The following is a 23,465-nucleotide window of genomic DNA, read 5'->3' on the forward strand; positions in this document are numbered from 1 at the left end:
TCATAAATTTTAGACAATGCTTGAGATTATTTTTTTGGAGTTGGCTTTCCAGTTTTAGTAGTGATAATCACAACACCATTTCTCCCTTTTTCGCCATATTTTGCTGTGGCTTCAAGATCTTGAAGAACCGTAATGGTTTTTATTTCCTGCTGGTTCAAAGGGGCATACGGACTTGTTGGGTTTGCTCCAAATAAATCATTTTCTGAATAATAAATTCCATCAATAATATACAACGGTTCGTCTAACACCACAAGCGATTCTACATTTTCCGGCTGAAGATTCGGAAGTTCGGCCTGCATCATTTTATCTCTTTTTTTATCATCGCTGTGGGCCATTGCATTTCCATTTAGAATTACCAAAGGCACACTTTTTTTAGCTCTCTCCATTGATTGGGCAGCATAAGCTCTTTTAGCAGATTCTCTTTCTACATTTCTTCCATATCCAAAATCAGTAACGGTTTCTTCTTTTGCAACCGCTGGTTCTTCATAAGAAATAGCATTATCTTTTGACGGTGCCGCGCCTGGAGCAGATTGATCGACTGCCATAGACGGCATAGGCATTGCCAATGCTTTAATGTTATTAACGGTATCGTGCATAGTGACAGTCTGCTGATTTTTAACTTGATCTTCTAATATTTTAGCTGCTTCAGTTTTTGGGAGCAATTGTGAATCTGATGAAACCACTTCGTTGTTTTCTTCAACAGAAGCATTTTTATTGGGGTCGTGTTTGTCACCGATTGTTACAACTGAATTATTAATCTCTGTATTTGAAGTTTTATCTGATCTTAAAAATTGAGTACCTAAAGAAATTAATAGTAAAAGAGAGGCTGCAACAGCGATTTTTTTCCATAATGCAATTGTTTTTTTATCCTCTTTTTTATCGAGTTTATCTTCTAGACGTGACCATACTTTTTCCATTCCTGGAAAATCTTTGGTTTCTGCATTTTCTGCAGCTTCCTTAAATTTGTTAAATATTTTATCTTGATTGTCCATGACTATTTTGCTTTTTGATAATACAATTTACTAACCAGTTCTTTGAGTTTGGTTTTGGCAGCGTTTAGTTGTGATTTTGAAGTTCCTTCAGAAATATTCAGCATCGCCGCTATTTCTTTGTGTCCGAAACCCTCAATAACAAAAAGGTTAAAAACCGTCTTACATCCATCTGGAATGTGGTTTAGTAAATTGAGTAAATCCTCTTCTTCTAATGCATTTACCTCTTCTGTAAAAGGCTGTGAAAGTACTTTTACATCATCAAGATACATATTGAAATTGGTGTTTTTCTTAATGGTCGCTAAACAATGATTTACCGTAATTTTTCTAGCCCAGGCCTCAAATGCTTTTTCTTCTTTGAGCTGATCTAGTTTTGTAAATATGGTATAGAAAGCGTCAGCCATAGCTTCTTCAATTTCTTCTTCTTTCTTGAGGTATCGTTTGCAGACACGATACAATTTCGGAGCCATGTGTTCATAAACCTGACGCTGAGCATCGCGGTTCATTTTTCTACAGCCGGAAATTAGAGTTTCGTTTATCACAATTTTGGTCTTTACTTATAAAGAGAGCTAAAAAGAAAAAAAGGTTGGGACAGGCATGAAAAATATTAAAATATTTTTTTAGGGTCAGAGTTACAAAGTTACAAAGGATCAAAGTTTTAGTGTAGCAACGCACTGCAGTGCGTCTTCCGTGAGATTTCTCCTTGCCCTCTAATATTAACAAACAGGTTTTATTTAATTGGCAATGTCAATTTATAAATCTTAGTTTCTAAAACTTCGGTGTCATTATCTTCACAAAGTAAAAACTCGATTTTATTATTTTCTTTTTTATAGAAAGTCAGACCTTCAAATTTATTGGTTGACGTTATTTTTTGAGTGAAATCAATTTTCATAGTTTTTAAATCGATTCTTCCAATAAAACTTCCTAAAATCTCGCCGTCGTCATAAGTCGATTTAGTGTCTTCGGCAGTCGAAAGGAAATAGATTTTATCATCTACCAAAACGGCATCGGTAAAACTGGAACGAACTCCTTTTATTTTGGGTAATTTATAATTGACAGAAATCAATGCAAATTCATCTCCGAGATTCTTGGCATGAATTGTAAAAATGGTGTTTTTGTTCGAAACTCCATTTCCGCGATTGAACAAATACCAGTTTTCGCCATCAAAAATAGCGCCTTCTAAATTGAAATCTTCCGGTTTAATTGAACCAAAATTCTGCATTACGGCATATAAATCGGCTAGATTATTTTTTTGTAAAACGGTTTTGGTCTTAAGATCAAATTCGATCATTTTGTTGCGGTTTTCGGTTGAGCCGGAACCAAAAACATAAAGTGTATCGTTATGATGCGTTATAGATTCGAAATCAGGTTTTAGATTTTTTGGAATATTTTGCGTTGGATTGTCAATTAATGCGTGCTGATTTAATTGTTTGCTTTCAATATTATATTCATATAAAAAACCGCTGTTGTCGCCAATGACATAAAGTGCATCGTTATTAAAAAATAATCCCGAAGCAGATCCAATTCCTATAATTTGAAATAATATTTCTAATGTGAATTTTTCCATGAAATGTTTGTTTTGAAAAGATTTTGGCTAATACTAATGCGATGATTGCCAGTTTTGATAGTAACCGTAATTCGTAAAATTACTATATTTATAATATAAAAAATGAAATTAGTATGAAATCAATAGATCCGCAAGATTTTAAAGTTACCGATAAAATAAAATTGAAAAAGCTTCCCACTTTGATTAAAGTGGAAGCAGAAGATGATGAGAAAGAAGAAAAACTCGATAAGGTTAAAGAAAAACTAAGTGATCTGCAGGATATTATGTATGCGCACAATAAATATTCGGTTTTGATTTGCCTTCAAGGAATGGACACTTCGGGAAAGGACAGTTTGGTCCGTGAAGTTTTTAAAGAATTTAATCCGCGCGGAGTAGTGGTTCACAGTTTTAAAACGCCTAATTCGACTGAGTTGGAACATGATTATTTATGGCGTCATTACATTGCACTTCCGGAAAAAGGAAAATTTGCCATTTTTAATCGAACACATTATGAAAATGTTCTGGTAACACGTGTTCATCCTGAATTTATTCTGGCCGAAAATTTACCCGGAATTAACTCAGTTGATGATATTACACCAAAATTCTGGAAAAACAGAATCGAACAGATCAATAATTTTGAAAAACACATTGCAGAAAATGGAACGATCGTTATGAAGTTTTTTCTGCACTTAAGTAAAGACGAACAAAAAAATCGTTTACTGCGTCGATTAGAAGAAGGAAAACACAATTGGAAATTCTCGCCAGGCGATTTGAAAGAACGAGATCATTGGGATGAATACCAGCAATATTATGAAGAAGCTATAAACCAAACTTCTACAGATTATGCACCGTGGTATGTTGTTCCTGCAGATGATAAAGATATGGCACGTTATATTGTGGCTAAAATTATTTGGGAACAAATGAAACAGTACACGGATATTCAGGTTCCGGAATTAGATCCAGAAATCAAAGACAATTTTGATTTGTATAAAAAGAAACTGGAGAATAGTTAATTAGATACTGTGTCAATTTACAATTGGCTTCTCTCTAAAAAATACTAAACCCGGCAGACTATGAAAACTGCCGGGTTAGTTACCAAAAACAAAAAAATAAAATAAACCTTGTATTTTTATAAGTCAAAACCATACGCTAAACGAAGCGCGATTTGATTGGTTTTGAATTTGTTGTAGTCCTCATAACGGACACTAATGTCAATGTATTTGTTGGCATAACCAATACTAGGTGACCACAAAAAAGAGGTGTCGTTGTAACCATTTGTTACAGCAAATCCAGCACCTGCTTCACCCATGATATAAAATTGGTCTTCCCAGATAAAAGCTTTAAAACCAGCTTTTGCAGGAATAAAACCTAAGTCTTTCACATTGTTTCCAGCATCATCTTTACCAATAAATAAATTAGTAAAACCTGTAGTCAATGTTAATGATGTTCTTTTAGACAAATCATATTGTAAACGAACGTCTCCGCCTAGCGCCCAGTCGTAATCGCCATCTGTAGGCAGACCACCGCTTAAACCAAAACCTAATCTAAATCCCTGATCGTAATTTGTTGCTGCGCTATCTTGAGCGAAAGTTGTATTTGTGTATAAAAAAGCGAAAGCAGCGAGGCATATAATTTGTAATTTTTTCATGGCACGTATTTTTTGAATTATTAATAATGTAAAAGTATAATCAAGCCCGTTGGAGCTCGTTATATAATTTTTAAAAATCGTTACATAATATTGGGGTGTGCTTAATTTTGGCTTAAAATCACGATATATTTTTAATGATTGAACAGATTTCACCGCTTCTGACTATCTTTGCCGACTAAATAGAATACAAGTGAATTTAAAGCAGTACACCAAAGAGTTTTCGTATAATTTAAAATTGGCATATCCCGTAATTTTAGGGATGGTTGGGCATACTTTAATAGGTATTGTCGACAATATAATGGTAGGGAAATTAGGAAGTACTGAACTGGCTGCAGTTTCATTAGGAAACAGTATGATCTTTATTGCCATGTCACTTGGAATTGGTTTTTCTACCGCCATAACCCCAATCGTTGCCGAAGGCGATGCTGAAAAAAACGACTCTAAAATTCGTTCGGCATTTCATCATGGTTTGTTTTTATGTACCATTTTAGGCTTACTACTTTTTAGTGTTATTATGTGCGCAAAACCTATAATGGAATTATTAAAACAACCTGAAGATGTCATTAAACTGGCAAAACCATATTTAGGATGGGTAGCTTTTTCGTTGATTCCGCTTATTATGTACCAAGGTTATAAACAGTTTGCCGATGGAATGTCTTTGACCAAATATTCGATGTATGCGATGGTAATGGCAAATGTACTTCACGTTGGTTTAAACTATGTTTTGATTTACGGAATCTGGATTTTTCCAAAAATGGGAATTATTGGCGCCGCACTTGGAACCGTAATTTCGAGAATATTTCTGGTTATGTTTATGCATATTATGCTTTCAAGACGAAATGACTTAAAACGCTTTTTCAAAAATTTCAGTTTTAACGAAATCAAAAAAGCGACTATAAAAAAGATCATCAGTATTGGTTTCCCTTCAGCTATGCAAATGCTTTTTGAAGTCGTTTTATTTACGGCTTCCATCTGGCTTTGCGGTAACATTGGCAAAACAAGTCAGGCCGCGAATCAAATTGCCCTGAGCCTGGCTTCAATGACTTTTATGTTTGCCATGGGATTAAGCGTCACTTCGATGATTAGAGTAAGTAATCAAAGAGGTCTTACGGATTATAAAAAACTGATTGTGGTAGCCCGTTCTATATTTTTATTGGCGATAATTTTAGAAACCGTTTTTGCTGTTTTCTTTATTGTCTTCCACGATTATTTACCGCATATCTTTTTGAATATGGAAAACACAGGACAGATTTTAGATAATGAAGAAGTAATAAGCATTGCTTCAAAATTATTATTAATTGCAGCAGTTTTTCAAATCTCAGACGGAATTCAAGTTGTGGTTTTAGGAGCTTTAAGAGGTTTGCAAGATGTAAAAATACCAATGTATATTACCTTTGTAGCCTATTGGATTATTGGTTTTCCAATTTCTTACTATTTAGGAGAGTATACCGAATTAAAAGCACAAGGAGTTTGGATTGGACTTTTGGCGGGATTAACAGCCGCAGCTATTTTTCTGTATCTTCGTTTTCATTACTTAACCAAGAAGTTAATCGCAAATTCATTTTCAGATAATTAAATTTGAAAAATATATAACAGGTTTTTGAGTATCGAAATATTCACAATCTGTATCAAATAGTAACAAACACTAAAAATAAATATAATGGAATTACCTAAATTTTTACTTGGAGACAATACTGATTTTCCAGATGATATTTTTATCATTCACTTAGATTATCCAAGATTTATCATCAATTTAAAAGACGATGAGGTTGAATTTTTGGAAGAAGCAGAAGATCTTGATGAAGCAGAATTAAATGCTGAAATGGAAGGCCTTATCGAAAAGGCGAATGAGTTTTACGACAGAGAAGTAAACCGTTACGAAGAGTAATTGTTTTCAGGATTTACGTTCTTATATTAATTTCAGATGAAAAATTTACGTTTTTTAAAACCGATTTTTAGTTTTATTGCTATTGGATTATTGATAACAACTTTGAGTCGTATATTTCTATTTTTTCTTTTTAAAGAAAGAGTAGTTCAGACACCAAATTATTGGTATATATTTCCAATTGGTCTGCGAATGGATTTGATTTTACTTTGTTATTTATCATTTCTTCCAGCAGTTCTAGTTACATTTCTTCCTAATAAATGGATGAAATTCACCAATAAATTTTTGGTTTTTTACAGCTTTTTGTTCCTGTTTCTGATTCTATTTGTAGAATTGGCTTCACCCGACTTTGTAAAACAATACGATACACGTCCCAACAAAATTTTCTTGGATTATCTTATCTACCCCAAAGAAGTTGTTGGAATGCTTTTAAAAAGCTATTTAACTTCTATTATTGTAACATTCTTAATATTAGGAATTGTATTGTATTTTGCCTTTAAAAAAGGAAAACATCTTTTTCATACGACTACTTCTCAATACAAATTCAGATTAATGATTTTTCCATTAGTCGCATTTTTATTGTTTTTTGGAGCACGTTCAAGTTTAGTTTCAAAACGTCCTATCAATGCCAGTAATGCTGTTTTCTCAACAGATCAATTAACGAACTGTTTAGGATTGAATTCATTTTATACAGTTGCTTTTGCTGCTTATTCTATTAAGAATGAAGGAAACACAAAAATGTACGGTAAAATGGATGAAGCCGAAGCCATAGCGCGCGTTAAAAAATACATGATTGCCGGGCCAAAAGATTTTACAGATCCCGAAATTCCTTTCTTGCATGTACAGCAGCCAGATTCTGTTGTGAAAAAACCGTACAATCTGGTGATATTCCTTCAAGAAAGTTTAGGGGCAGAATACGTGGGTATTTTAGGTGGAAAACCATTAACTCCTGAATTTGATAAATTATCGAAAGAAGGAACTTTGTTTACCAATTTGTATTGCACAGGAACACGAAGTGTACGAGGAATTGAAGCTGTTGTGACCGGATTTTTACCATCGCCGTCAGAAAGTGTGGTGAAATTAGGAAACTCGCAGCAAGGATTCTTTACACTTGCTGATGCTTTAAAACACAAAGGTTACGATACCAGTTTTATTTATGGTGGAATGGCCAATTTTGATAATATGGCTTCATTTTTCAATGGAAATGGTTTTGAAGATATTGTAGATCAAACCGATTTTGAATCTGATGGAAAGAAATATGCGTTTAAAGGAACTTGGGGCTATTCTGATGAAGATTTAGTTACCAAAGCCAATGAATATTTCAAATCAAAAGGCAATAAACCGTTTTTCTCTTTGATGTTTTCAACGTCTAATCACGAACCTTTTGAATACCCAGAAGGACGAATTAAACCGTATGATAAAAAAGCTGCTACTGTCAATAATGCCATGAAATATGCTGATTTTTCAATTGGAAAATTCTTCGAAATGGCGAAAAAAGAAGCGTATTTCAAAAACACAATTTTCATTGTCATAGCTGACCACAATACCAGAACGTACGGAAAAAATTTAGTACCCATAAATAAATTCCATATTCCGGCTTTCATCATGGGACCTGGCGTTCCAAAAGGAGCAGTTTACAACAGACTAGCAAGTCAGATCGATATTCCACCAACTTTATTAGGGTATTTAGGTATTCCGTTCGAAACTCCAATGGTTGGACGAAATCTGAATAAATTAGATCCAAAAATACAGGGAAGATCAATTATGCAGTTTAATGATATCAATGCTTTTAGAGTTGAAAATCAAGTTGTCATCATGCAGCCAAATTTGAAACCATTGCAATTTGAAATCAAAAACGATACGACCTTAATCCCAGTAAAACTAAACGAAGATTTAGCTAAAGATGCTTTAGCTCATGTTATTACTGCGGGTAATTTGTATAAAGAGAATAAATACAAGCTTAGAGGAAAAGGTACTAAGTAGCTAAGATTTTAAGTCGCCGAGTTTTAAATAGCAATATTTAGAAAAAGCTGTTAGATATGTAATTTCATACTTAACAGCTTTTTTTTGTATTAAAATTCAATCGAAAAGGGTAACAAAACAATAGTTTAATTGATATATACTCAAATCCAAATGGCGTAACCCGAAAAGCCAAAGATAGAGTAGGGACAATTAAATTATTTATTATGAAAAGAATACAACAAAAAAAATCTGGAGTATTAAAAGTAATGTTAGTCTTAATGTTTGCCGCTTTTTTTATAAGCTGCAGCAACGATTCCAGCGAAAATCAAAATGCTCAATTATCAAACACAGAGCAGCAAAATCAGCCCAATACTCAAAAATATTTACCTCATTACGAAGGGTTTATTGTACGAGCTTGGGGAGCACATAATATTGACTGCAGCCAGCCGGATGGTTTTTGTAATTTTGTTTATTACGACTGGATAACCTATGGATTTGGGAAACCAACCTCTGATGGAACACCAGTACGTGTTGCAAATGAAAAAGGAAATTTTGTTATGGAAATTCAAAAAAGCGCTTTAACCCCAGAACATCAAAGAGTATTATTACGAAATGGAGATGTATATGTAATTCCTGAAGGACAAATTATTCAACCGGAATTAGTTAAATCTTTAAAATTCAGTTCAGACATTTTAGTTCCTGGTAAATACCGTATTCAAGAAAGTGAAGAGTCCTATACAATTTCAATCAATGTAAAATAAAAGAAATATTAAAAAAGCTGTAAGGAATTAAAAGCTCTTTTTATATTGATTTAATAAAAGCTGAGCGGCTGCAAAAGGTGATATTTCATTATTTTGCACCGCTTTTTTATTTTGTTCCAATAATGAAATGATTTCTGGCTGATTGTAGAAATTTTGTTTAAGCTGTTCGTTGATGGTTTCCATCATCCAGAATTGGTTTTGTTCGTTTCTTTTTTCCTGAAAAAATCCCGTTTCTTTAGTCATTTCAAAATAATCCAGAATACTGTTCCAAACATCCGAAATGCCATCTTTTGTAATCGCGCTGCAAGTTGTTACTTTAGGCTGCCAGCTCGATTTTTTTGGAGGAAATAAATGAAGTGCACGATTAAATTCAACTTTTGCTTGATTGGCTTTTTTGATATTATCGCCATCTGCTTTATTGATTACGATTGCGTCTGCCATTTCCATAATGCCTCGTTTAATACCTTGAAGTTCATCGCCGGCGCCGGAAATTTTAAGTAAAAGGAAAAAATCTACCATACTGTGAACAGCAGTTTCACTTTGTCCAACGCCAACCGTTTCTATAATTATGGTGTCAAAACCTGCAGCTTCACATAAAATAATCGATTCACGAGTTTTACGCGCAACACCGCCTAAATTTTCCCCCGAAGCACTCGGACGTATAAAAGCATTTTCATCTTTTACCAATTCTTCCATTCGGGTTTTGTCGCCCAAAATACTGCCATGCGAAATAGAACTGCTGGGATCAACTGCCAAAACAGCAACTTTTTTTCCTAATTGCGTTAAATGTGTTCCAAAGGCTTCAATAAAAGTACTTTTTCCAACACCGGGAACACCAGTAATTCCAATTCTAAGCGATTTATTAGCATGAGAAATACAACCGTTGATAATTTCGTTTGCTTTTTCGGCATGTTCTGGATTCGTGCTTTCAATTAAGGTAATGGCACGGCTTAAAGCGGTTCGGTTTCCTTCGAGAATTCCTGCAATTAATTCGGTAGCGGTAGGCTGTTGTCTGCGTTTAAATTTAATTTGATTAATAGCCGAAACGTTGGTGATTTCGGGAGATGAAATTCCAGCTTTTTCAGATAAACTGCCGGCTTGTTTATTAAAATCAGACAAAACGCATTATTTAGAATTGTAAAAGTACTGAAAACAAAAACAGTTTCAAAAGACAAATGTTCCTTTGAAACTGTATAAATTTATTTGCCACGAATTCACGAATTATTGTTGCATTTTTTTATCATTCTAAATGAAATCGAAAGACACGAAATCTCAAAAATCGGTAATTCCGATTGTATACAGTTTCGTGTAATCTGTATCTTCATCAAGATTAGATATAATTCGGCTAAAAAACAATTCGTGAATTGCTTCGCCTGTTCGCTATCGCTCGAGTCGTGGCGAAAAAAAAATTAATACCCAGCCGTAAATCTAACTTGGTGGTGTTTTGGAGTTTCGATTTCATCAGCAATTACAACCGCTAAATCTTCTACAGATAAAATACTTCTTTGCTCGTCGTTGAAAACCGGATTTTCTAGTCCCAAACGGTATTTTCCAGTTCTTCCTGTTGTAATTCCCTGATGCATTTCGAAAGCTGGACTAAAGAATGCCCAATCTAATTCTTTTTCTTCTCTTAAAATATTTAAATAATCTCTTGCAGCAGTTGCACCAGCATAAAATTCTTTTGGAAAATCTGGAGTGTCAACCGCCTGTAAACCTGGAGCAACAAATAAACTTCCTGCACCGCCAATCGTGATATAACGTTTAACACCCGATTTTTTAACTGCTTCTTGAATCGCTTTAGAACCTGCTAAAAAGTCATCATAAATATTAGGATTTGTCCAACCTGGATTGTAAGCATTAACAACTGCATCGTGACCTTTTAAAATTTCTGCCAAAGCATCAACATTAAAAATATCAGTCGCAATCCACGTAGCATTTGCAGTATCTTTTGGTGTTCTTGCGATAGCCGTAATTTCCTGTTTTCTATCTGCTAATTCGTTTAAAATAGCTGAGCCTACAAATCCAGTAGCTCCAATAAGTGCGATTTTCATAATATATAAATTTATTTAGTAATAAAAAATGTTACAGTTTAGGTTAAAAAAATAGTTTTAAAATTGATTCGAAAAATCTTCCAATGAAATACCTTCTAGCTGTGCGCCGACTTTCTTGTTCATTTCGCTGTATAAATTTTCTAAATGCTGATTGATGTTTTTTCCAACAGGACAATCAGGATTCGGTTGATTTTTAGCAAAACCCAAACCAATGGTTTCAAAAGTCATTTCGAATATTTGTTTTAAAGTCAGTTCAGCAGCATTAACTGCCAATTTCGTACCGCCATTTTTTCCTTCTTTACTTTCTACAATATGATGTGATTTGAGGTTGGCAATTTCTTTTCGAACCAAAACAGGATTTAAATTAATACTTCCCGCGATAAACTCCGAAGACAAATAGTCGTTTGGGAATTTATGCAGCAACGTAAGAATATGAATCGTTATAGCGAATTTACCTGAAACCATACTGTAATAAAATATGTTACAAATTTACATCTTTTTGTAACACAAAATACTAATTTAACTATTTTTTTGGAAATGAGTGATTAGTGATTAGTGAAAAGTAATTAGTCAATAGTGAAAATTAGGTGTTTACAAAGTTATCGTTGCCAGGCTAATTACTCATCACTTTTCAATAATCACTAAAATTTAAATACTTATTTTTGTTATGATCTTACTATATGAACAACTTTATTCTAATATTTCTATTTCTTTCACTCGGATTGATTTTACAGCGGGTAAAACAATTTCCGACTCATATTTACAAGACGATTAACAAAATTGTCATTTATATATGTCTTCCGGCAATTACCTTATATCATATTCCAAAAATAAAATGGAGCAATGAATTATTGTTTCCGATAGGAGCGGGCTGGATTAGTTTTTTTCTGGCGTTTTTATTTTTTCATTTTTTAGGGCGAAGATTAGGCTGGTCGAATAAACTGATTGGCTGTTTGATTCTAACAGCAGGATTAAGTAATTCTTCGTTTTTAGGATATCCAATTGTGGAAGCTTTATTTGGGAAGAAAGGTTTGGAAACGGCGGTATTAGTAGATCAGCCCGGAACTTTTGTGGTCGTTTCGACTTTGGGCGTTTTTGTCGCAGCTTTTTATTCGAATGGAAATCCCGATTTTAAAAGCATTGCTAAAAAGATTATTTTCTTTCCGCCATTTATAACTTTTGTTGCGGCTTGTTTGCTTAATGTTTTTAACGCTGAATTAAACGCCAATATCGAATCGGTTTTATTGAAATTAGGAAGTCTGGTAACACCGCTTGCCTTATTTTCGGTTGGATTGCAGTTGAGTTTTGATCGAAAAAGCCGCCATTGGAAATTTTTACGTCTCGGACTTTTCTTCCGTTTAATTGTGACTCCTTTCATTATTTTCGTTTTATATGTTTTCATTTTTAACCAGCATTCCGAAGCCATTAAAATTACGATTATAGAAATTGCCATGGCACCTATGATAACGGGCGCAATTCTGGCTTCGACTTATGGATTAAAACCCAAATTAAGCAGTATGATGATTGGTTTTGGAATTCCTATTTCGTTTATAACGATTGCTTTATGGTACCTTATAGTGGGATTTATTTAACTTAAAATAGTAATTATATCGAGAAAGTAGAATTTTAACGTTTTTTAAGAAATTTGATGTTTTCTCTATATATTTTTTCTTTAATTTTAGAGAAACTAAAAAATTAAATTATGTCAACATTACGATTAGGCGATATAGCTCCAGATTTTCACGCAGAAACCACACAAGGTCCTATTAATTTTCACGAATGGTTAGGAGATTCGTGGGGTGTTTTGTTTTCGCATCCTGCAGATTTTACTCCAGTTTGTACAACTGAATTAGGAACTGTAGCGAATTATGTTCCTGAATTCCAAAAGAGAAATACAAAAGTTATTGCTTTGAGTGTGGATGGATTGGATTCTCATAAAGAGTGGATAAAAGATATTAACGAAACTCAAAATACAGAAGTAAATTTCCCAATTATTGCTGATGAGGATAAGAAAGTAGCCAATCTATACGATATGCTTCATCCAAATGCAAGTGATAAATTTACGGTTCGCTCTGTTTTTGTTATCGGACCAGATAAAAAAATCAAATTGACTTTAACGTATCCAGCTTCTACAGGAAGAAATTTTGATGAATTACTTCGTGTAATCGACAGTTTACAGTTAACGGCCAACTACAGCGTTGCGACTCCAGCAAACTGGAAAGATGGTGAAGATGTAGTCATTGCTCCTGCAATTCCAGACAGCGACATTCCTGCTAAATTCCCAAAAGGACACACACCAATTAAGCCTTATTTGCGTTTAACACCGCAGCCGAATAAGTAGTTTTTTTGAGGTACAGAGGTACAGAGGTTCAGAGGTTCAAAGGTACAGAGGGACAAAGGTACAGAGGGACAAAGTTTAAAGGCTGATATTTTTCCATTTGGAAAAACATCAGCCTTTTTGTTTTCTACGAGATTTTTGAACCTCTGTCCCTTTGAACCTTTGCACCTTCAAAAGCCATCAAAGCGCTCATTCTTTTCTTATCTCCAACCACCCAAAGAATGTCGTTTCTTTCTAAGACCAAACTAGATTCTGGGTTTAAGATACGATTTCCGTTTCGTTCGATTCCTACGACCATTCCGTTAGTTTTGGCTCTGAATTGTCCGATGCTTTTTTTGATGAATTCTTCTTGAGAAACTTCCAGCTGACGTAAAACAATATTTGTTTCTTCGACCTTTCCAGGCGCTTCGGTTTCATTTTGATTTAGGTATTTGGTAAACTCGGCAATTTGGGCATCGGTACCAATTACACAGATTTCATCGCTTGGAAATAAACGTTCGGTTTTGGTTGGAATAGGGATGGTAACATCTCCTCGTTTGATATAAGCAATGTTGATTCCTAATTGCTCACGGATTTTTAATTCTTCTAAAGTTTTACCAACTAAATTGGATTCTTTTTTAATTTCAAAAAAGGACATATGACCATCCCACGGAGTTAAATTGGCATATCGTCTATCAATTTTTTTGTTTTCGCGGTCGTTGAGGTTTTTCAAGAAATGATTCTCAATTTTATGATATTGTTCGTTTAATTTTTTAGGGAAAATTTGATACGCTCCAATCGCAATAATCAAGGCAATAAATGCGACTAAAGGAGAAAAGAAAATATTCAGCAAAAATCCTACGAAGAATAATCCAAGACTCATTCTGATTAAAATAAGCATTAAAAGAGCGCCGCGGTATTTTCGTTCTTCCCATAATGTTTCAACTTCATCTACTTTTACACGGCGCAGTGAAAGTGCCCATAAAAAAGGAGCAATTACGACTAAGGTTAATAAAGCCGCTAAAGTATTTCCGAATCGCGTATCAGCAACTAAAGGCGCAACGAATTTAGACGACAATAAAATAATGGCCGTGATAATAATGGTATGGAGAATAATTTGTGTGATCGAAGATCTTAAAACAATCTGCCAAGTGCTTACTGATTTAATGGCTTGCGCATTTACACTGTAACGGTTGATGTTTTTAACCCATTTTTTAGGCATTTTAGATTCTAAAAAAAGAGCAAAACCTTCTGAATATTTAATTAAAAATGGTGTTGTAAAAGTTGTGATCGCCGAAACAGCCACGATAATTGGATACAAGAAATCACTGGTTACTTTTAAAGTCATTCCAAGTGTGGCAATGATAAAAGAGAATTCTCCAATTTGCGCCAAACTCATTCCGGTTTGAACAGATTGTTTTAAAGGCTGTCCCGAAAGCAAAGCTCCAATTGAGGAACTAAATGCTTTTCCGAAAATAGTCAATAGCGTAATTAAAGCTACTGGAAGAGCGTATGTAACTAATGTCCCTGGATTAATTAACATTCCCACAGAAACGAAGAAAACAGCACCAAATAGATCCTTTACGGGCTGAATTAAATGTTCGATTTTTTCTGCCATTGTGGTTTCAGCAATGATTGATCCCATAATGAAAGCTCCAAGTGCCGGAGAAAAACCAACATTGGCTGCAAAAATTACCATCATTAAACACAAAGCCAGCGAAATAATCAGCAGCATTTCATCGGTTAAAAGATGTTTGGCTTTTTTTAGAATAGTTGGAATGATGAAAATTCCGCCTAAGAACCAAATGATTAAAAAGAAAACCAGTTTTAAAACAGATTGTAAAAGTTCGGCTCCAGAAACCTGATCGCTCACGGCAATTGTTGAAAGGAGTACAAGCATTAAAATGGCAACGATATCTTCAACAATAAGAGCTCCAAATACAATTCCAACGAACTTTTTTCCTTTTACACCTAATTCGTCAAACGCTCTGATAATAATGGTTGTGGATGAAATAGAGAGTGTCGCTCCTAGAAAAATACTGTCCATTTTTCCCCAGCCCATCCATTGTCCCACACAATATCCTATGAGTGTCATGAATAAAATCTGGGTGATGGCGGTGACGGAAGATGTACCGCCCACTTTCATCAACTTCTTAAAACTGAATTCGAGCCCTAAACTAAATAATAAAAATATAACACCGATTTCGGCCCAGACTTCGACACTTTTCATGTCGGTAATCGAAGGGAAAAAATCAAAATGGTTTCCCGCTAAAAAACCTGCAATCAGGTAGCCTAAAACCAAAGGTTGTTTCATTTTTTTAAATAGAAGAACGGCAATTCCGGCAGTCATCAGGATTAATCCCAGATCACTAATTAAGGGTTGTAAGTGGTGTGTACTTTCTGCAGCGGCATTTAAGGCAATCATAAGTGGTATTTTAGTTTTTTAGGAGCTAGTCCAGCTTTCCATTTCAAATAAAATCGGGGAACTTATTATGCATTATAATAGTTAGGTGAAATGATCTGGTTTAACTTCCAAGGTTAAATAAAAAAAGCTATCTCGATAAAGATAGCTTTTTTTGGTAGAATATTTTAGGTTTTCTTTAAATTCCTGTGTAATTACTAGGTGTTATCTGCAATAATTCTGCTCTAACAGCATCAGAAACTTCTAATGTTGCAATAAAATTATGAATTGCATTTTTGTCGATTGCTTCATTGGTTCTAGTTAAACCTTTTAAAGCTTCGTATGGATTTGGATATGCTTCACGACGTAAAATAGTCTGGATGGCTTCTGCTACAACTGCCCAGTTTTTTTCTAAATCTTCAGCAAATTTACTTTCGTTCAAAAGCAATTTGTTCAAGCCTTTAAGAGTGGCTTCAAAAGCAATAATAGTATGTCCGAAAGGAACACCAACATTACGTAAAACAGTACTGTCAGTTAAGTCACGCTGTAATCTCGAAATAGGTAATTTTGCTGCTAAATGTTCTAAAATAGCGTTTGCAATTCCTAAGTTTCCTTCAGAGTTTTCAAAATCAATTGGGTTTACTTTATGCGGCATTGCCGATGAACCAATTTCTCCTGCTTTGATTTTTTGTTTGAAATAATCCATTGAAACATACGTCCAAATGTCACGATCTAAATCGATAATAATGGTGTTGATTCTTTTTAAAGCATCAAAGAAAGCAGCAAAATGATCGTAATGTTCAATTTGAGTGGTTGGGAAAGAATGTTGTAAACCCAGATTAGATTCAACGAATTTATTTCCGAATTGTTTCCAGTCAATTTGCGGATAGGCTACATGATGCGCGTTGAAGTTTCCTGTTGCACCACCAAATTTAGCCGCAAACGGAATATTGAATAACAAGCGCATTTGTTCTTCAAGACGCTCAACGAAAACCAAAATTTCTTTTCCTAAACGTGTAGGAGAGGCAGGTTGTCCATGCGTACGTGCCAGCATTGGAATGTCTTTCCATTCTACACTTAATTCTTTTAATTTAGAAATTACAGAAATTAATGTTGGCATATAAACTTGCTCAAACGCTTCTTTTGTAGAAAGCGGAATAGCCGTATTGTTGATATCTTGAGATGTTAATCCGAAGTGAATGAACTCTTTGTATTGAGATAAACCTAATTTTTCAAAAGCATCTTTAATAAAGTATTCAACCGCTTTTACGTCGTGGTTGGTTACTTTTTCAGTTTCTTTAATCCAAAGTGCATCTTCGGTTGAGAAGTTTTTGTAGATGTTTCTTAAACTTTCAAATAAAGAAGAATCAATACCTTGTAATTGCGGTAATGGAATTTCGCATAAAGCAATGAAGTATTCAACTTCAACTAAAACACGATATTTTATTAAAGCTTCTTCAGAAAAGAAAGGTGCTAAATTTTGAGTTTTATTTCTATATCTTCCGTCAATTGGCGATATAGCATTCAATTCGTTTAGAGTAGTCATTGTTATGTTGTTTTTCGAAAGGTGCAAATATAAGGTATTGTTAAAACTTCTGAAAGCTATATTCAACCTTAAATCATGGTTTTGAAAATTTTATCCCAGATGGTAAAGTAAAAACCAAAATTTCGGGATTCATTTTTATGATGATCGTTATGAAATCTGGTAGTCGAAATCCATTTGGTAAAATAATTTTGATACCAGAAAGAAGGAAAAATATCGGTTTTCAAGTGACCAAATATTCCGTAAGACAAATTCAGAATAAGATACATTATAATACTCAGATAATTAAATTTTAAGATCGTAATTAAAAACAGCCAGATAACTCCAAATCCCAAAGTTTCAATAGGGTGAAGTACATACAAACTGTAGACATTGGTTTCGATATGTGTATGATGCAGTTTATGAATTGGATACAGCCATTTTAAATGGTGAACCAGATAATGAAAAAGAAACATTAAAAGATCCATTAACAAAATCAATAAAAGCGTATCGAAAAAGATAAGCTTTATAGATCCTGAAAAATCTATTTTTAGAATTCCGTAATGATATAATTCGAAACCTAATAAGGTTATAAAGGTGTTGCAAATGAGTGTTAATAAAACCCATTTTCGGTCTCTGCTCTTTAAAACGGTATTTTCTGGTTCGAAGATCTTTCCAATTAAAACGGATAGAATTATTAGCACTAAGTTTTCGATTAAAAAGAAAACAAAGAGCCAGAATGCGTTTAATTGTGCCAACTGTTGTAACCAGCTTTCAAAAATCATGTTGTTTTTTCTAAGTTCAATAAACTATTCCTTAAATCTGCAACTCCTTCTGAAGCAAATTTTGCGATGGTTTCTACTTTATTTCGAAGATTTGGAATGGCAATGGGTTTTGGATCAACATAAAAAACTGGAGTTGTACTTGGTGTGTAAGCAATTAATCCCGCTGCTGGATACACTTGTAACGAAGTTCCAATTACAGCAAAATAATCAGCCGTTTCGGTTATGTCAATTGCTTCTTCGAGTGCTGGAACTTCTTCTCCAAACCAAACAATATGCGGACGCAGTTGATGTCCGTTTTTATCCAAATCGCCTGTTATTAAATCTTCTGTCCAGTCTAAAATGAGGTTTTTATTCTGCGTGCTTCTCACTTTTAATAATTCGCCATGCAAATGCAGAACGTTTGTACTTCCTGCACGTTCATGTAAATCATCAACGTTTTGAGTAATAATTTGTACCTCAAAATCGTTTTCCAGTTCGGCTAAAATCTGATGTCCTAAATTAGGCTGTACTTCTTTTAACTGCTGGCGTCTTTTGTTGTAAAAGTCTAAAACCAAATCTTGATTTTTATACCATCCTTCTGGAGTTGCCACTTCCATTACGTCATGTCCTTCCCATAATCCTTCGCTGTCGCGGAAAGTTTTAATACCGCTTTCAGCACTGATTCCGGCTCCAGTTAAAACAACAAGTTTCTTTTTCATTCTTACTTTATTAAAAGATAAAAATAGTAATTTCTGTATTCAGATGGTTAGTAATAGATAGGATTTGTATTATTTTTTTAAGAAATAAAGCGTATTTCTACTCGTTGTACGTCTTTTTAAATTATTTAGTTTTAATGCCAGATTAGAGAAAGAAAATTCCCAATGATTTTAATACAATTTACAGGTTTATCGGGTTCAGGAAAAACTACACTAGCACAAAATGTTAGGCAGTTGTTAATAGAAAATAATTACAATGCTGAGATCGTGGACGGCGATGTGTACCGAAAAACAATTTGTAAAGATTTAGGATTTTCTAAAGAAGACCGCTGTGAAAACGTGAGACGGCTTTTTAATGTAGGGCGAAATTTAATCAGCGAAAATAAAATCGTCTTAATGTCGGTTATTAATCCATATGAAAATCTTCGGAATGAATTACGGTCTTTTGAGTTTGTGAGAACTGTATTTTTAGATTGTTCCATTTCTAATTTGATTGAAAGAGACCCCAAAGGATTGTATAAAAAAGCACTGCTGCCAGACGATGACGAGAATAAAATTAAAAACTTTACCGGAATCAGCGATGTTTTTGAAATTCCGCAGAAAGCAGATCTAATACTAAAAACAGATTCTGAACCTGTATCAGTTTCCACTCATAAACTTTACCATTTTATAGTCAATAGCTTGGTTGCTTCTGTTTGATTCAAAGTCTTTGTTAATTTGTAAACTTTTGCTTATTTATTTAACAAATTGGCTTTTATAAATTTATATATTTACCTCGTAAAATATCCTTGTTAAATTTAATCCTGTAAGCGTATGAATCCTTCTTCCTGCCAGCTGCCGATTTCTTTTTCAATCGAAAAATTGCAAAATGATTTAGTTACCTGCGAAACCAATTTATGGACACCGCATTTTAATACCTATCGGTATGAAGGTAAATGGACCAGTGTTTCCCTGCGTTCGCAGTCAGGATTAGAAACCGATATTCTTTCTTTTCCAGATAAAGAATATAAAAATACGCCTCTGCTGGACAGCTGTCCTTATTTTAAAGAAATAATGGATTGGTTTCAATGTGAAAAAGAAGCGGTGAGATTATTAAGACTTGGACCTGACAGCGAGATTAAAGAACATGTAGATAATGATACTTCTTATGAAGATGGTTTTTTTAGAATTCACGTTCCTATTATCACCAATTCTGAAGTATATTTTTATGTCGATCAAAAATTAGTTCCTATGAAAATGGGCGAGTGCTGGTACGCAAATTTCCAATTGCCACATAGTGTACAGAATAAGAGTTCTGAACCAAGAATTCATCTCACACTAGATTGTATACGAAACGAATGGTCTGATGCATTGTTTGCTAAAATGGGTTTTGATATACATTATAAACCGCCAACAGAATATTCAGACGAGGTTAAAAAGCGAATGATCGAAGAGCTTTCTAGAAATCCATCGGATATTAATGCTGCACTTATTGCTAAACTTCAATCAAATTTAACTGTATAAAATGGAAAATATTCAGAACCCTGTTGCCAATTGGATTCCAGTAAAATTAATCGAACAAGAAAATCAAATTTATTTTGAATGGATTTATTTGTCAGATATTCTATTTGAAGAACCTTTTTTTGATGAAACAATTGCAAGATGCAAAAGTCATAGTTACAATTCTAAACGGGTTAAATTAATAAGTACAGCAGAAAATTTGATTGAATGGTCTAAGGATTTAGATTTTGTTGCATTAAAATCACTGGTATTTCATGTTTCAAGATGTGGTTCTACAATGTTGAGCCAGTCTTTGGCGACTTCAACAGAAAATATTATGATTTCTGAAGCGCCTATTATTGACCAGATTTTACGAAGCGATGCTTTTGGTCTTGATACCAAAACTATTCTATTGGAGTCGGTTATGAGGTTCCTGGGACAAAAAAGATTTCCAGAACAAAAATACCTGATTATAAAACTCGATGCATGGAATATATTTAACGCGTCTTATTTAAGATCTATTTTTCTAGATGTTCCTTTTGCTTTGCTGTACCGCGATCCGTCAGATGTTTTAAAATCACATCAAAAATTAATGGGAATGCACATGGTGCCAAATTTAATTCCGCCAAGTGTTTTTGGAATTACTCAAAAGGAAATCAACCAAATTAGTTTTCAGCAATACGGAGCTTTGGTTCTGGAAAAATATTTTCAAGGTTTTCTGGATTTTTATGAAACCGACGATAATGTTACCATGCTGAATTATAATGAAGGAATGAGAAATGTTGTGGAGCGATTTGTGACATTTATAAATGCTGATTATTCTGAAAATGAAAAAGAGGCCATGTTTGACCGTTTAAAACACCATTCTAAAAATAAACAAGCTGATTTTAGCGGAGATTCTTATAAAGATGATGTTTTATCGGTGGATTTAAAACAAGTGAATTTACTGCACGAAAAGCTAAATACCACTTTTATTAAAGATTTTGCAAGCTGAAATTAGCATGAAGGTTTCTTTTTTAATTTGTGTATTTTTGCGCCAAAATAATTAAAAATGATTGATTTAGATTACCTCGCCTTTTTAGAAAATATATTGACAGAAAACAGAAAAAGTAATTTTTTAAAAGTATTAGAAAACCGCACCAAACATTTTACAGTTGCTGTTGAAGATGTGTATCAAATGCATAATACGAGCGCGGTAATGCGTAGTTGTGAGGTTTTTGGAATTCAGGAACTGAATGTAATCGAACAGCGTTTTGGTAAACGAATTGATAAGGAAATTGCTTTAGGCGCTCAGAAATGGGTTGATATTAATAGATTTGATTCAGTTTCAGGCTGTCTTTCTGATTTAAAAAATAAGGGATATCAAATTATTGCCACAACTCCGCATGAAAAAGACTGTATGCTGGAGGATTTCGATATTTCAAAACCAAGTGCTCTGTTCTTCGGAACAGAAAAAGAAGGCTTGTCAAAAGAAATTATGGACAATGCAGATGGTTTCTTAAAAATACCCATGGTTGGTTTTACAGAGAGTTTGAATATTTCGGTTTCGGCAGCAATTATTATTCAGAATTTGACGAACAGACTTCGCCGATCTGATATTGATTGGAAATTGACCGAAGAAGAAATTCTGGTAAAACGTTTGGACTGGGCTAAAAATTCAATTAAAGATATTAAACGAATCGAAGCTCGTTATTATCAAGATAATCCGCAATAGAATTCCTTCAAGGTTTTTTAAACCTTGAAGGTATGTTTATGTTTGATTATCTAAAAACCTTGCAGGAGATGAAATTACCTCTTTAAAAAAAGAATAAAACCTAATATACTCACAATTAAAATACTCAGTGCAGCCAGTACTGTCGCCAGATCACGGATATTTTTTCCTGCCCAATCCATAAATAAAAATTTATGTAAAATGGCAAAAGAATATCCTTCTACACGATCTGAGTTTTTAACCACAGCAGCAAGTCTTGAAGTTGAAGTTTCTATAAAATAAGTCGTTTTCTCAGGCGTGTCATAAGCCAGTTTTACAACAGGAAGTCTTTTGTTGACAAAACCATATTCCCGGCTTTCAAAATCATGTAAAACTTTTGATTCTAATAATTTTGTGTTTTCCAAAGAAGGCTGAGGTTCTTCATCTGAAGTTTCGGTCATTTCACAACAAGATCCTTTTGGCGCGCCATCCGTAAAATAAAAAGCTAGAAATTCCGCATATTCCAAATCAAGATTAGGAATTATTTTATTTGAAGCCGCATTGATATACAGAATTTCAGATTTTGAATCTTCATTTTTATTCCACTTAGAAGCTGATTTTGGTTTTTTAAATCTTCCAGTTTCTTTTTCTGCCAATTGACAGCGAAAATAAACAGAGTCATTTAAGGTAATAAGACTCACGTTCTGAAAACGATTCCAGTCGACGTTAAGTGCATTATTTGCTGTTGCAATTTCTTTGGTTACAAATGTTGGTTCGTAAACCATCTGCGAAAGCATATTCGGAGACCATTTTGTGGTAGTATGATATGCACCGCTAAATGCGAATGTTAACGTAAAAAGAGAAACCCAGATTCCAATTTGGCGATGGTATTTTCGAAGTCCTTTTTTAGGTTGCAGCGAATCTGTTTTTTTGAACTGTTTCCATAATAAACCATATATTAAAATACCGCTTAAGGCAGAAAATCCAATAATCGACAACAGAAAAATCATGGTAATAATTCGTACACTGTTGTTCGAAATAGCGTCTATAAATGACCAGTTATGAAAAGTATCAAATAATGAAATAAAAATTTGTCTTGAAACCGGATTGTACGTGGCAAGTTTGCTCGATGATGTTTCTACATAAATCTGCATTTCATCTGGTCGGTCAAAAGTGATTTTGTAAACTGGCAGATAACGGTTTACATATTTGTACTGCGAAGTAAATTCGGTTAAAATTTCACTATTTTTGACAGGACTTTTTTGGTCGTCCAGAAAATAGCGCGAAAGCCATTCGGCATATTTTTGATCTCCGTTTTCTAATTTTTGGGCATTTGAAGTGTCAAAATAAACCAATTCACCAAAAAAGGTTTTTACCTGATAATAGGTTTTATTATTGAAAGTTACAATTCTGAAGTTTTTAAATTGTGTCAGCTCGTTTTTTAATAATACTTCCTGAATGGAATATTTCAGCTGACTTTTATCAATAATGGATTGTTCTATTTTGTCATGTGCAATTTCAGGTTTGAAAAAATGCGCCATAAACGGGTGCATCAAACCAGAAAGCGTCCAGAAAATTACGGGAACAACCGTAATCAATCCAATAATACGATGCCATTTGTACATGTGCTGTTTGATCTTTTTTATGAACTTAGATCCAAAAGATTTCTGGTTCTTCTTAGAAGATTTTTTGTTCGTTTCTTTACTCATTGGTTTAGTTTTTTGACCACTCCCA

At 34.0% G+C, this 23,465-nt stretch carries 23 protein-coding genes; 11 read left to right on the top strand and 12 right to left on the bottom strand.

Annotated elements, in window-relative coordinates; translation table 11 throughout:
• Positions 1 to 26 precede the first annotated feature (26 nt).
• From P2W75_RS17495 to P2W75_RS17505, 3 genes are all read right to left on the bottom strand, one after another.
• Positions 27 to 992, bottom strand: a complete 966-nt coding sequence (locus tag P2W75_RS17495; RefSeq protein WP_276381473.1) for a hypothetical protein — start codon at positions 990 to 992, stop codon at positions 27 to 29.
• Positions 993 to 994: 2 nt separating this feature from the next.
• Positions 995 to 1,495, bottom strand: a complete 501-nt coding sequence (locus tag P2W75_RS17500) for an RNA polymerase sigma factor (RefSeq protein ID WP_207298715.1) — start codon at positions 1,493 to 1,495, stop codon at positions 995 to 997.
• A gap of 224 nt (positions 1,496 to 1,719) precedes the next feature.
• Complete coding sequence (locus P2W75_RS17505; RefSeq protein WP_276381474.1) at positions 1,720 to 2,556, bottom strand: hypothetical protein; 837 nt, start codon at positions 2,554 to 2,556, stop codon at positions 1,720 to 1,722.
• Positions 2,557 to 2,669: 113 nt separating this feature from the next.
• On the opposite strand from P2W75_RS17505, the gene P2W75_RS17510 reads away from it, so the two are divergent.
• A complete protein-coding gene (locus P2W75_RS17510; protein ID WP_207295005.1) occupies positions 2,670 to 3,548 on the top strand; it encodes a PPK2 family polyphosphate kinase in 879 nt (292 codons plus the stop codon).
• Positions 3,549 to 3,664: 116 nt separating this feature from the next.
• Here P2W75_RS17510 and P2W75_RS17515 read toward each other — a convergent pair whose 3' ends face one another.
• The gene (locus P2W75_RS17515) at positions 3,665 to 4,183 is read right to left on the bottom strand and encodes a hypothetical protein (protein WP_207295006.1); all 519 of its coding nucleotides are present in this window, start codon (positions 4,181 to 4,183) and stop codon (positions 3,665 to 3,667) included.
• Positions 4,184 to 4,373: 190 nt separating this feature from the next.
• On the opposite strand from P2W75_RS17515, the gene P2W75_RS17520 reads away from it, so the two are divergent.
• The 4 genes from P2W75_RS17520 (at position 4,374) to P2W75_RS17535 (ending at position 8,791) form a co-directional block, all read left to right on the top strand.
• The gene (locus tag P2W75_RS17520; protein WP_276381475.1) at positions 4,374 to 5,759 is read left to right on the top strand and encodes an MATE family efflux transporter; all 1,386 of its coding nucleotides are present in this window, start codon (positions 4,374 to 4,376) and stop codon (positions 5,757 to 5,759) included.
• Between the two features lie 84 nt (positions 5,760 to 5,843).
• Positions 5,844 to 6,071, top strand: coding sequence for a hypothetical protein (locus tag P2W75_RS17525; protein ID WP_012026986.1), 228 nt, complete (start codon positions 5,844 to 5,846; stop codon positions 6,069 to 6,071).
• 36 nt (positions 6,072 to 6,107) lie between these two features.
• A complete protein-coding gene (locus P2W75_RS17530; protein WP_276381476.1) occupies positions 6,108 to 8,051 on the top strand; it encodes an LTA synthase family protein in 1,944 nt (647 codons plus the stop codon).
• Between the two features lie 203 nt (positions 8,052 to 8,254).
• Positions 8,255 to 8,791, top strand: a complete 537-nt coding sequence (locus P2W75_RS17535; protein ID WP_276381477.1) for a hypothetical protein — start codon at positions 8,255 to 8,257, stop codon at positions 8,789 to 8,791.
• A 27-nt stretch (positions 8,792 to 8,818) separates the two neighbouring features.
• On the opposite strand, the gene meaB is transcribed toward P2W75_RS17535, so the two are convergent.
• The 3 genes from meaB to P2W75_RS17550 form a co-directional block, all read right to left on the bottom strand.
• Complete coding sequence (gene meaB, locus P2W75_RS17540; protein WP_276381478.1) at positions 8,819 to 9,910, bottom strand: methylmalonyl Co-A mutase-associated GTPase MeaB; 1,092 nt, start codon at positions 9,908 to 9,910, stop codon at positions 8,819 to 8,821.
• 290 nt (positions 9,911 to 10,200) lie between these two features.
• Positions 10,201 to 10,842 (bottom strand): NAD(P)-dependent oxidoreductase, encoded by a 642-nt coding sequence (locus P2W75_RS17545; protein ID WP_276381479.1) that lies wholly within the window; start codon positions 10,840 to 10,842, stop codon positions 10,201 to 10,203.
• A gap of 57 nt (positions 10,843 to 10,899) precedes the next feature.
• Positions 10,900 to 11,307 (bottom strand): Rrf2 family transcriptional regulator, encoded by a 408-nt coding sequence (locus tag P2W75_RS17550; protein ID WP_207295012.1) that lies wholly within the window; start codon positions 11,305 to 11,307, stop codon positions 10,900 to 10,902.
• A 215-nt stretch (positions 11,308 to 11,522) separates the two neighbouring features.
• On the opposite strand from P2W75_RS17550, the gene P2W75_RS17555 reads away from it, so the two are divergent.
• Positions 11,523 to 12,434, top strand: a complete 912-nt coding sequence (locus P2W75_RS17555) for an AEC family transporter (protein ID WP_276381480.1) — start codon at positions 11,523 to 11,525, stop codon at positions 12,432 to 12,434.
• Between the two features lie 110 nt (positions 12,435 to 12,544).
• Positions 12,545 to 13,183: a peroxiredoxin gene (locus P2W75_RS17560; protein WP_207295014.1), complete on the top strand. Its 639-nt coding sequence runs from the start codon at positions 12,545 to 12,547 to the stop codon at positions 13,181 to 13,183.
• A 124-nt stretch (positions 13,184 to 13,307) separates the two neighbouring features.
• On the opposite strand, the gene P2W75_RS17565 is transcribed toward P2W75_RS17560, so the two are convergent.
• The 4 genes from P2W75_RS17565 to P2W75_RS17580 all read right to left on the bottom strand — a co-directional run bounded on the left by P2W75_RS17565 (position 13,308) and on the right by P2W75_RS17580 (position 18,565).
• Positions 13,308 to 15,584 carry a cation:proton antiporter gene (locus P2W75_RS17565; protein ID WP_276381481.1) on the bottom strand — a complete coding sequence of 759 codons (2,277 nt, stop codon included), beginning with the start codon at positions 15,582 to 15,584 and terminating at the stop codon, positions 13,308 to 13,310.
• Positions 15,585 to 15,759: 175 nt separating this feature from the next.
• Positions 15,760 to 17,106 carry an adenylosuccinate lyase gene (gene purB / locus P2W75_RS17570; protein WP_207295016.1) on the bottom strand — a complete coding sequence of 449 codons (1,347 nt, stop codon included), beginning with the start codon at positions 17,104 to 17,106 and terminating at the stop codon, positions 15,760 to 15,762.
• 68 nt (positions 17,107 to 17,174) lie between these two features.
• Entirely contained in the window at positions 17,175 to 17,867 is a 693-nt protein-coding gene (locus P2W75_RS17575; RefSeq protein ID WP_276381482.1) for a sterol desaturase family protein, read from the bottom strand.
• Positions 17,864 to 18,565: an NAD-dependent deacylase gene (locus P2W75_RS17580; protein WP_276381483.1), complete on the bottom strand. Its 702-nt coding sequence runs from the start codon at positions 18,563 to 18,565 to the stop codon at positions 17,864 to 17,866. Before P2W75_RS17580 ends, P2W75_RS17575 begins: the two co-directional genes overlap by 4 nt.
• Positions 18,566 to 18,727: 162 nt before the next feature.
• On the opposite strand from P2W75_RS17580, the gene cysC reads away from it, so the two are divergent.
• The 4 genes from cysC (at position 18,728) to P2W75_RS17600 (ending at position 21,755) form a co-directional block, all read left to right on the top strand.
• Positions 18,728 to 19,261 (top strand): adenylyl-sulfate kinase, encoded by a 534-nt coding sequence (gene cysC / locus P2W75_RS17585; protein ID WP_276381484.1) that lies wholly within the window; start codon positions 18,728 to 18,730, stop codon positions 19,259 to 19,261.
• Between the two features lie 114 nt (positions 19,262 to 19,375).
• Positions 19,376 to 20,065 carry an aspartyl/asparaginyl beta-hydroxylase domain-containing protein gene (locus P2W75_RS17590; RefSeq protein WP_207295020.1) on the top strand — a complete coding sequence of 230 codons (690 nt, stop codon included), beginning with the start codon at positions 19,376 to 19,378 and terminating at the stop codon, positions 20,063 to 20,065.
• Between the two features lies 1 nt (position 20,066).
• Positions 20,067 to 21,035 carry a sulfotransferase family protein gene (locus tag P2W75_RS17595; RefSeq protein WP_276381485.1) on the top strand — a complete coding sequence of 323 codons (969 nt, stop codon included), beginning with the start codon at positions 20,067 to 20,069 and terminating at the stop codon, positions 21,033 to 21,035.
• Positions 21,036 to 21,092: 57 nt separating this feature from the next.
• Entirely contained in the window at positions 21,093 to 21,755 is a 663-nt protein-coding gene (locus P2W75_RS17600; RefSeq protein WP_207295023.1) for an RNA methyltransferase, read from the top strand.
• A 74-nt stretch (positions 21,756 to 21,829) separates the two neighbouring features.
• On the opposite strand, the gene P2W75_RS17605 is transcribed toward P2W75_RS17600, so the two are convergent.
• Entirely contained in the window at positions 21,830 to 23,440 is a 1,611-nt protein-coding gene (locus P2W75_RS17605) for a PepSY-associated TM helix domain-containing protein (RefSeq protein WP_276381486.1), read from the bottom strand.
• Positions 23,441 to 23,465: the final 25 nt, after the last annotated feature.

Origin of the sequence: Flavobacterium sp. H4147 (assembly GCF_029360735.1) — a bacterium.
Taxonomy (GTDB): Bacteria; Bacteroidota; Bacteroidia; order Flavobacteriales; family Flavobacteriaceae; genus Flavobacterium; species Flavobacterium endoglycinae.

Coding starts and splice junctions, on each gene's coding strand:
- P2W75_RS17495 (WP_276381473.1), bottom strand. CDS start 992: ATGGACAATCAAGATAAAATATTTAACAAATTTAAGGAAGCTGCAGAA.
- P2W75_RS17500 (WP_207298715.1), bottom strand. CDS start 1,495: ATGAACCGCGATGCTCAGCGTCAGGTTTATGAACACATGGCTCCGAAA.
- P2W75_RS17505 (WP_276381474.1), bottom strand. CDS start 2,556: ATGGAAAAATTCACATTAGAAATATTATTTCAAATTATAGGAATTGGA.
- P2W75_RS17510 (WP_207295005.1), top strand. CDS start 2,670: ATGAAATCAATAGATCCGCAAGATTTTAAAGTTACCGATAAAATAAAA.
- P2W75_RS17515 (WP_207295006.1), bottom strand. CDS start 4,183: ATGAAAAAATTACAAATTATATGCCTCGCTGCTTTCGCTTTTTTATAC.
- P2W75_RS17525 (WP_012026986.1), top strand. CDS start 5,844: ATGGAATTACCTAAATTTTTACTTGGAGACAATACTGATTTTCCAGAT.
- P2W75_RS17530 (WP_276381476.1), top strand. CDS start 6,108: ATGAAAAATTTACGTTTTTTAAAACCGATTTTTAGTTTTATTGCTATT.
- P2W75_RS17535 (WP_276381477.1), top strand. CDS start 8,255: ATGAAAAGAATACAACAAAAAAAATCTGGAGTATTAAAAGTAATGTTA.
- P2W75_RS17545 (WP_276381479.1), bottom strand. CDS start 10,842: ATGAAAATCGCACTTATTGGAGCTACTGGATTTGTAGGCTCAGCTATT.
- P2W75_RS17550 (WP_207295012.1), bottom strand. CDS start 11,307: ATGGTTTCAGGTAAATTCGCTATAACGATTCATATTCTTACGTTGCTG.
- P2W75_RS17555 (WP_276381480.1), top strand. CDS start 11,523: ATGAACAACTTTATTCTAATATTTCTATTTCTTTCACTCGGATTGATT.
- P2W75_RS17560 (WP_207295014.1), top strand. CDS start 12,545: ATGTCAACATTACGATTAGGCGATATAGCTCCAGATTTTCACGCAGAA.
- P2W75_RS17565 (WP_276381481.1), bottom strand. CDS start 15,584: ATGATTGCCTTAAATGCCGCTGCAGAAAGTACACACCACTTACAACCC.
- purB (WP_207295016.1), bottom strand. CDS start 17,106: ATGACTACTCTAAACGAATTGAATGCTATATCGCCAATTGACGGAAGA.
- P2W75_RS17575 (WP_276381482.1), bottom strand. CDS start 17,867: ATGATTTTTGAAAGCTGGTTACAACAGTTGGCACAATTAAACGCATTC.
- P2W75_RS17580 (WP_276381483.1), bottom strand. CDS start 18,565: ATGAAAAAGAAACTTGTTGTTTTAACTGGAGCCGGAATCAGTGCTGAA.
- cysC (WP_276381484.1), top strand. CDS start 18,728: ATGATTTTAATACAATTTACAGGTTTATCGGGTTCAGGAAAAACTACA.
- P2W75_RS17590 (WP_207295020.1), top strand. CDS start 19,376: ATGAATCCTTCTTCCTGCCAGCTGCCGATTTCTTTTTCAATCGAAAAA.
- P2W75_RS17595 (WP_276381485.1), top strand. CDS start 20,067: ATGGAAAATATTCAGAACCCTGTTGCCAATTGGATTCCAGTAAAATTA.
- P2W75_RS17600 (WP_207295023.1), top strand. CDS start 21,093: ATGATTGATTTAGATTACCTCGCCTTTTTAGAAAATATATTGACAGAA.
- P2W75_RS17605 (WP_276381486.1), bottom strand. CDS start 23,440: ATGAGTAAAGAAACGAACAAAAAATCTTCTAAGAAGAACCAGAAATCT.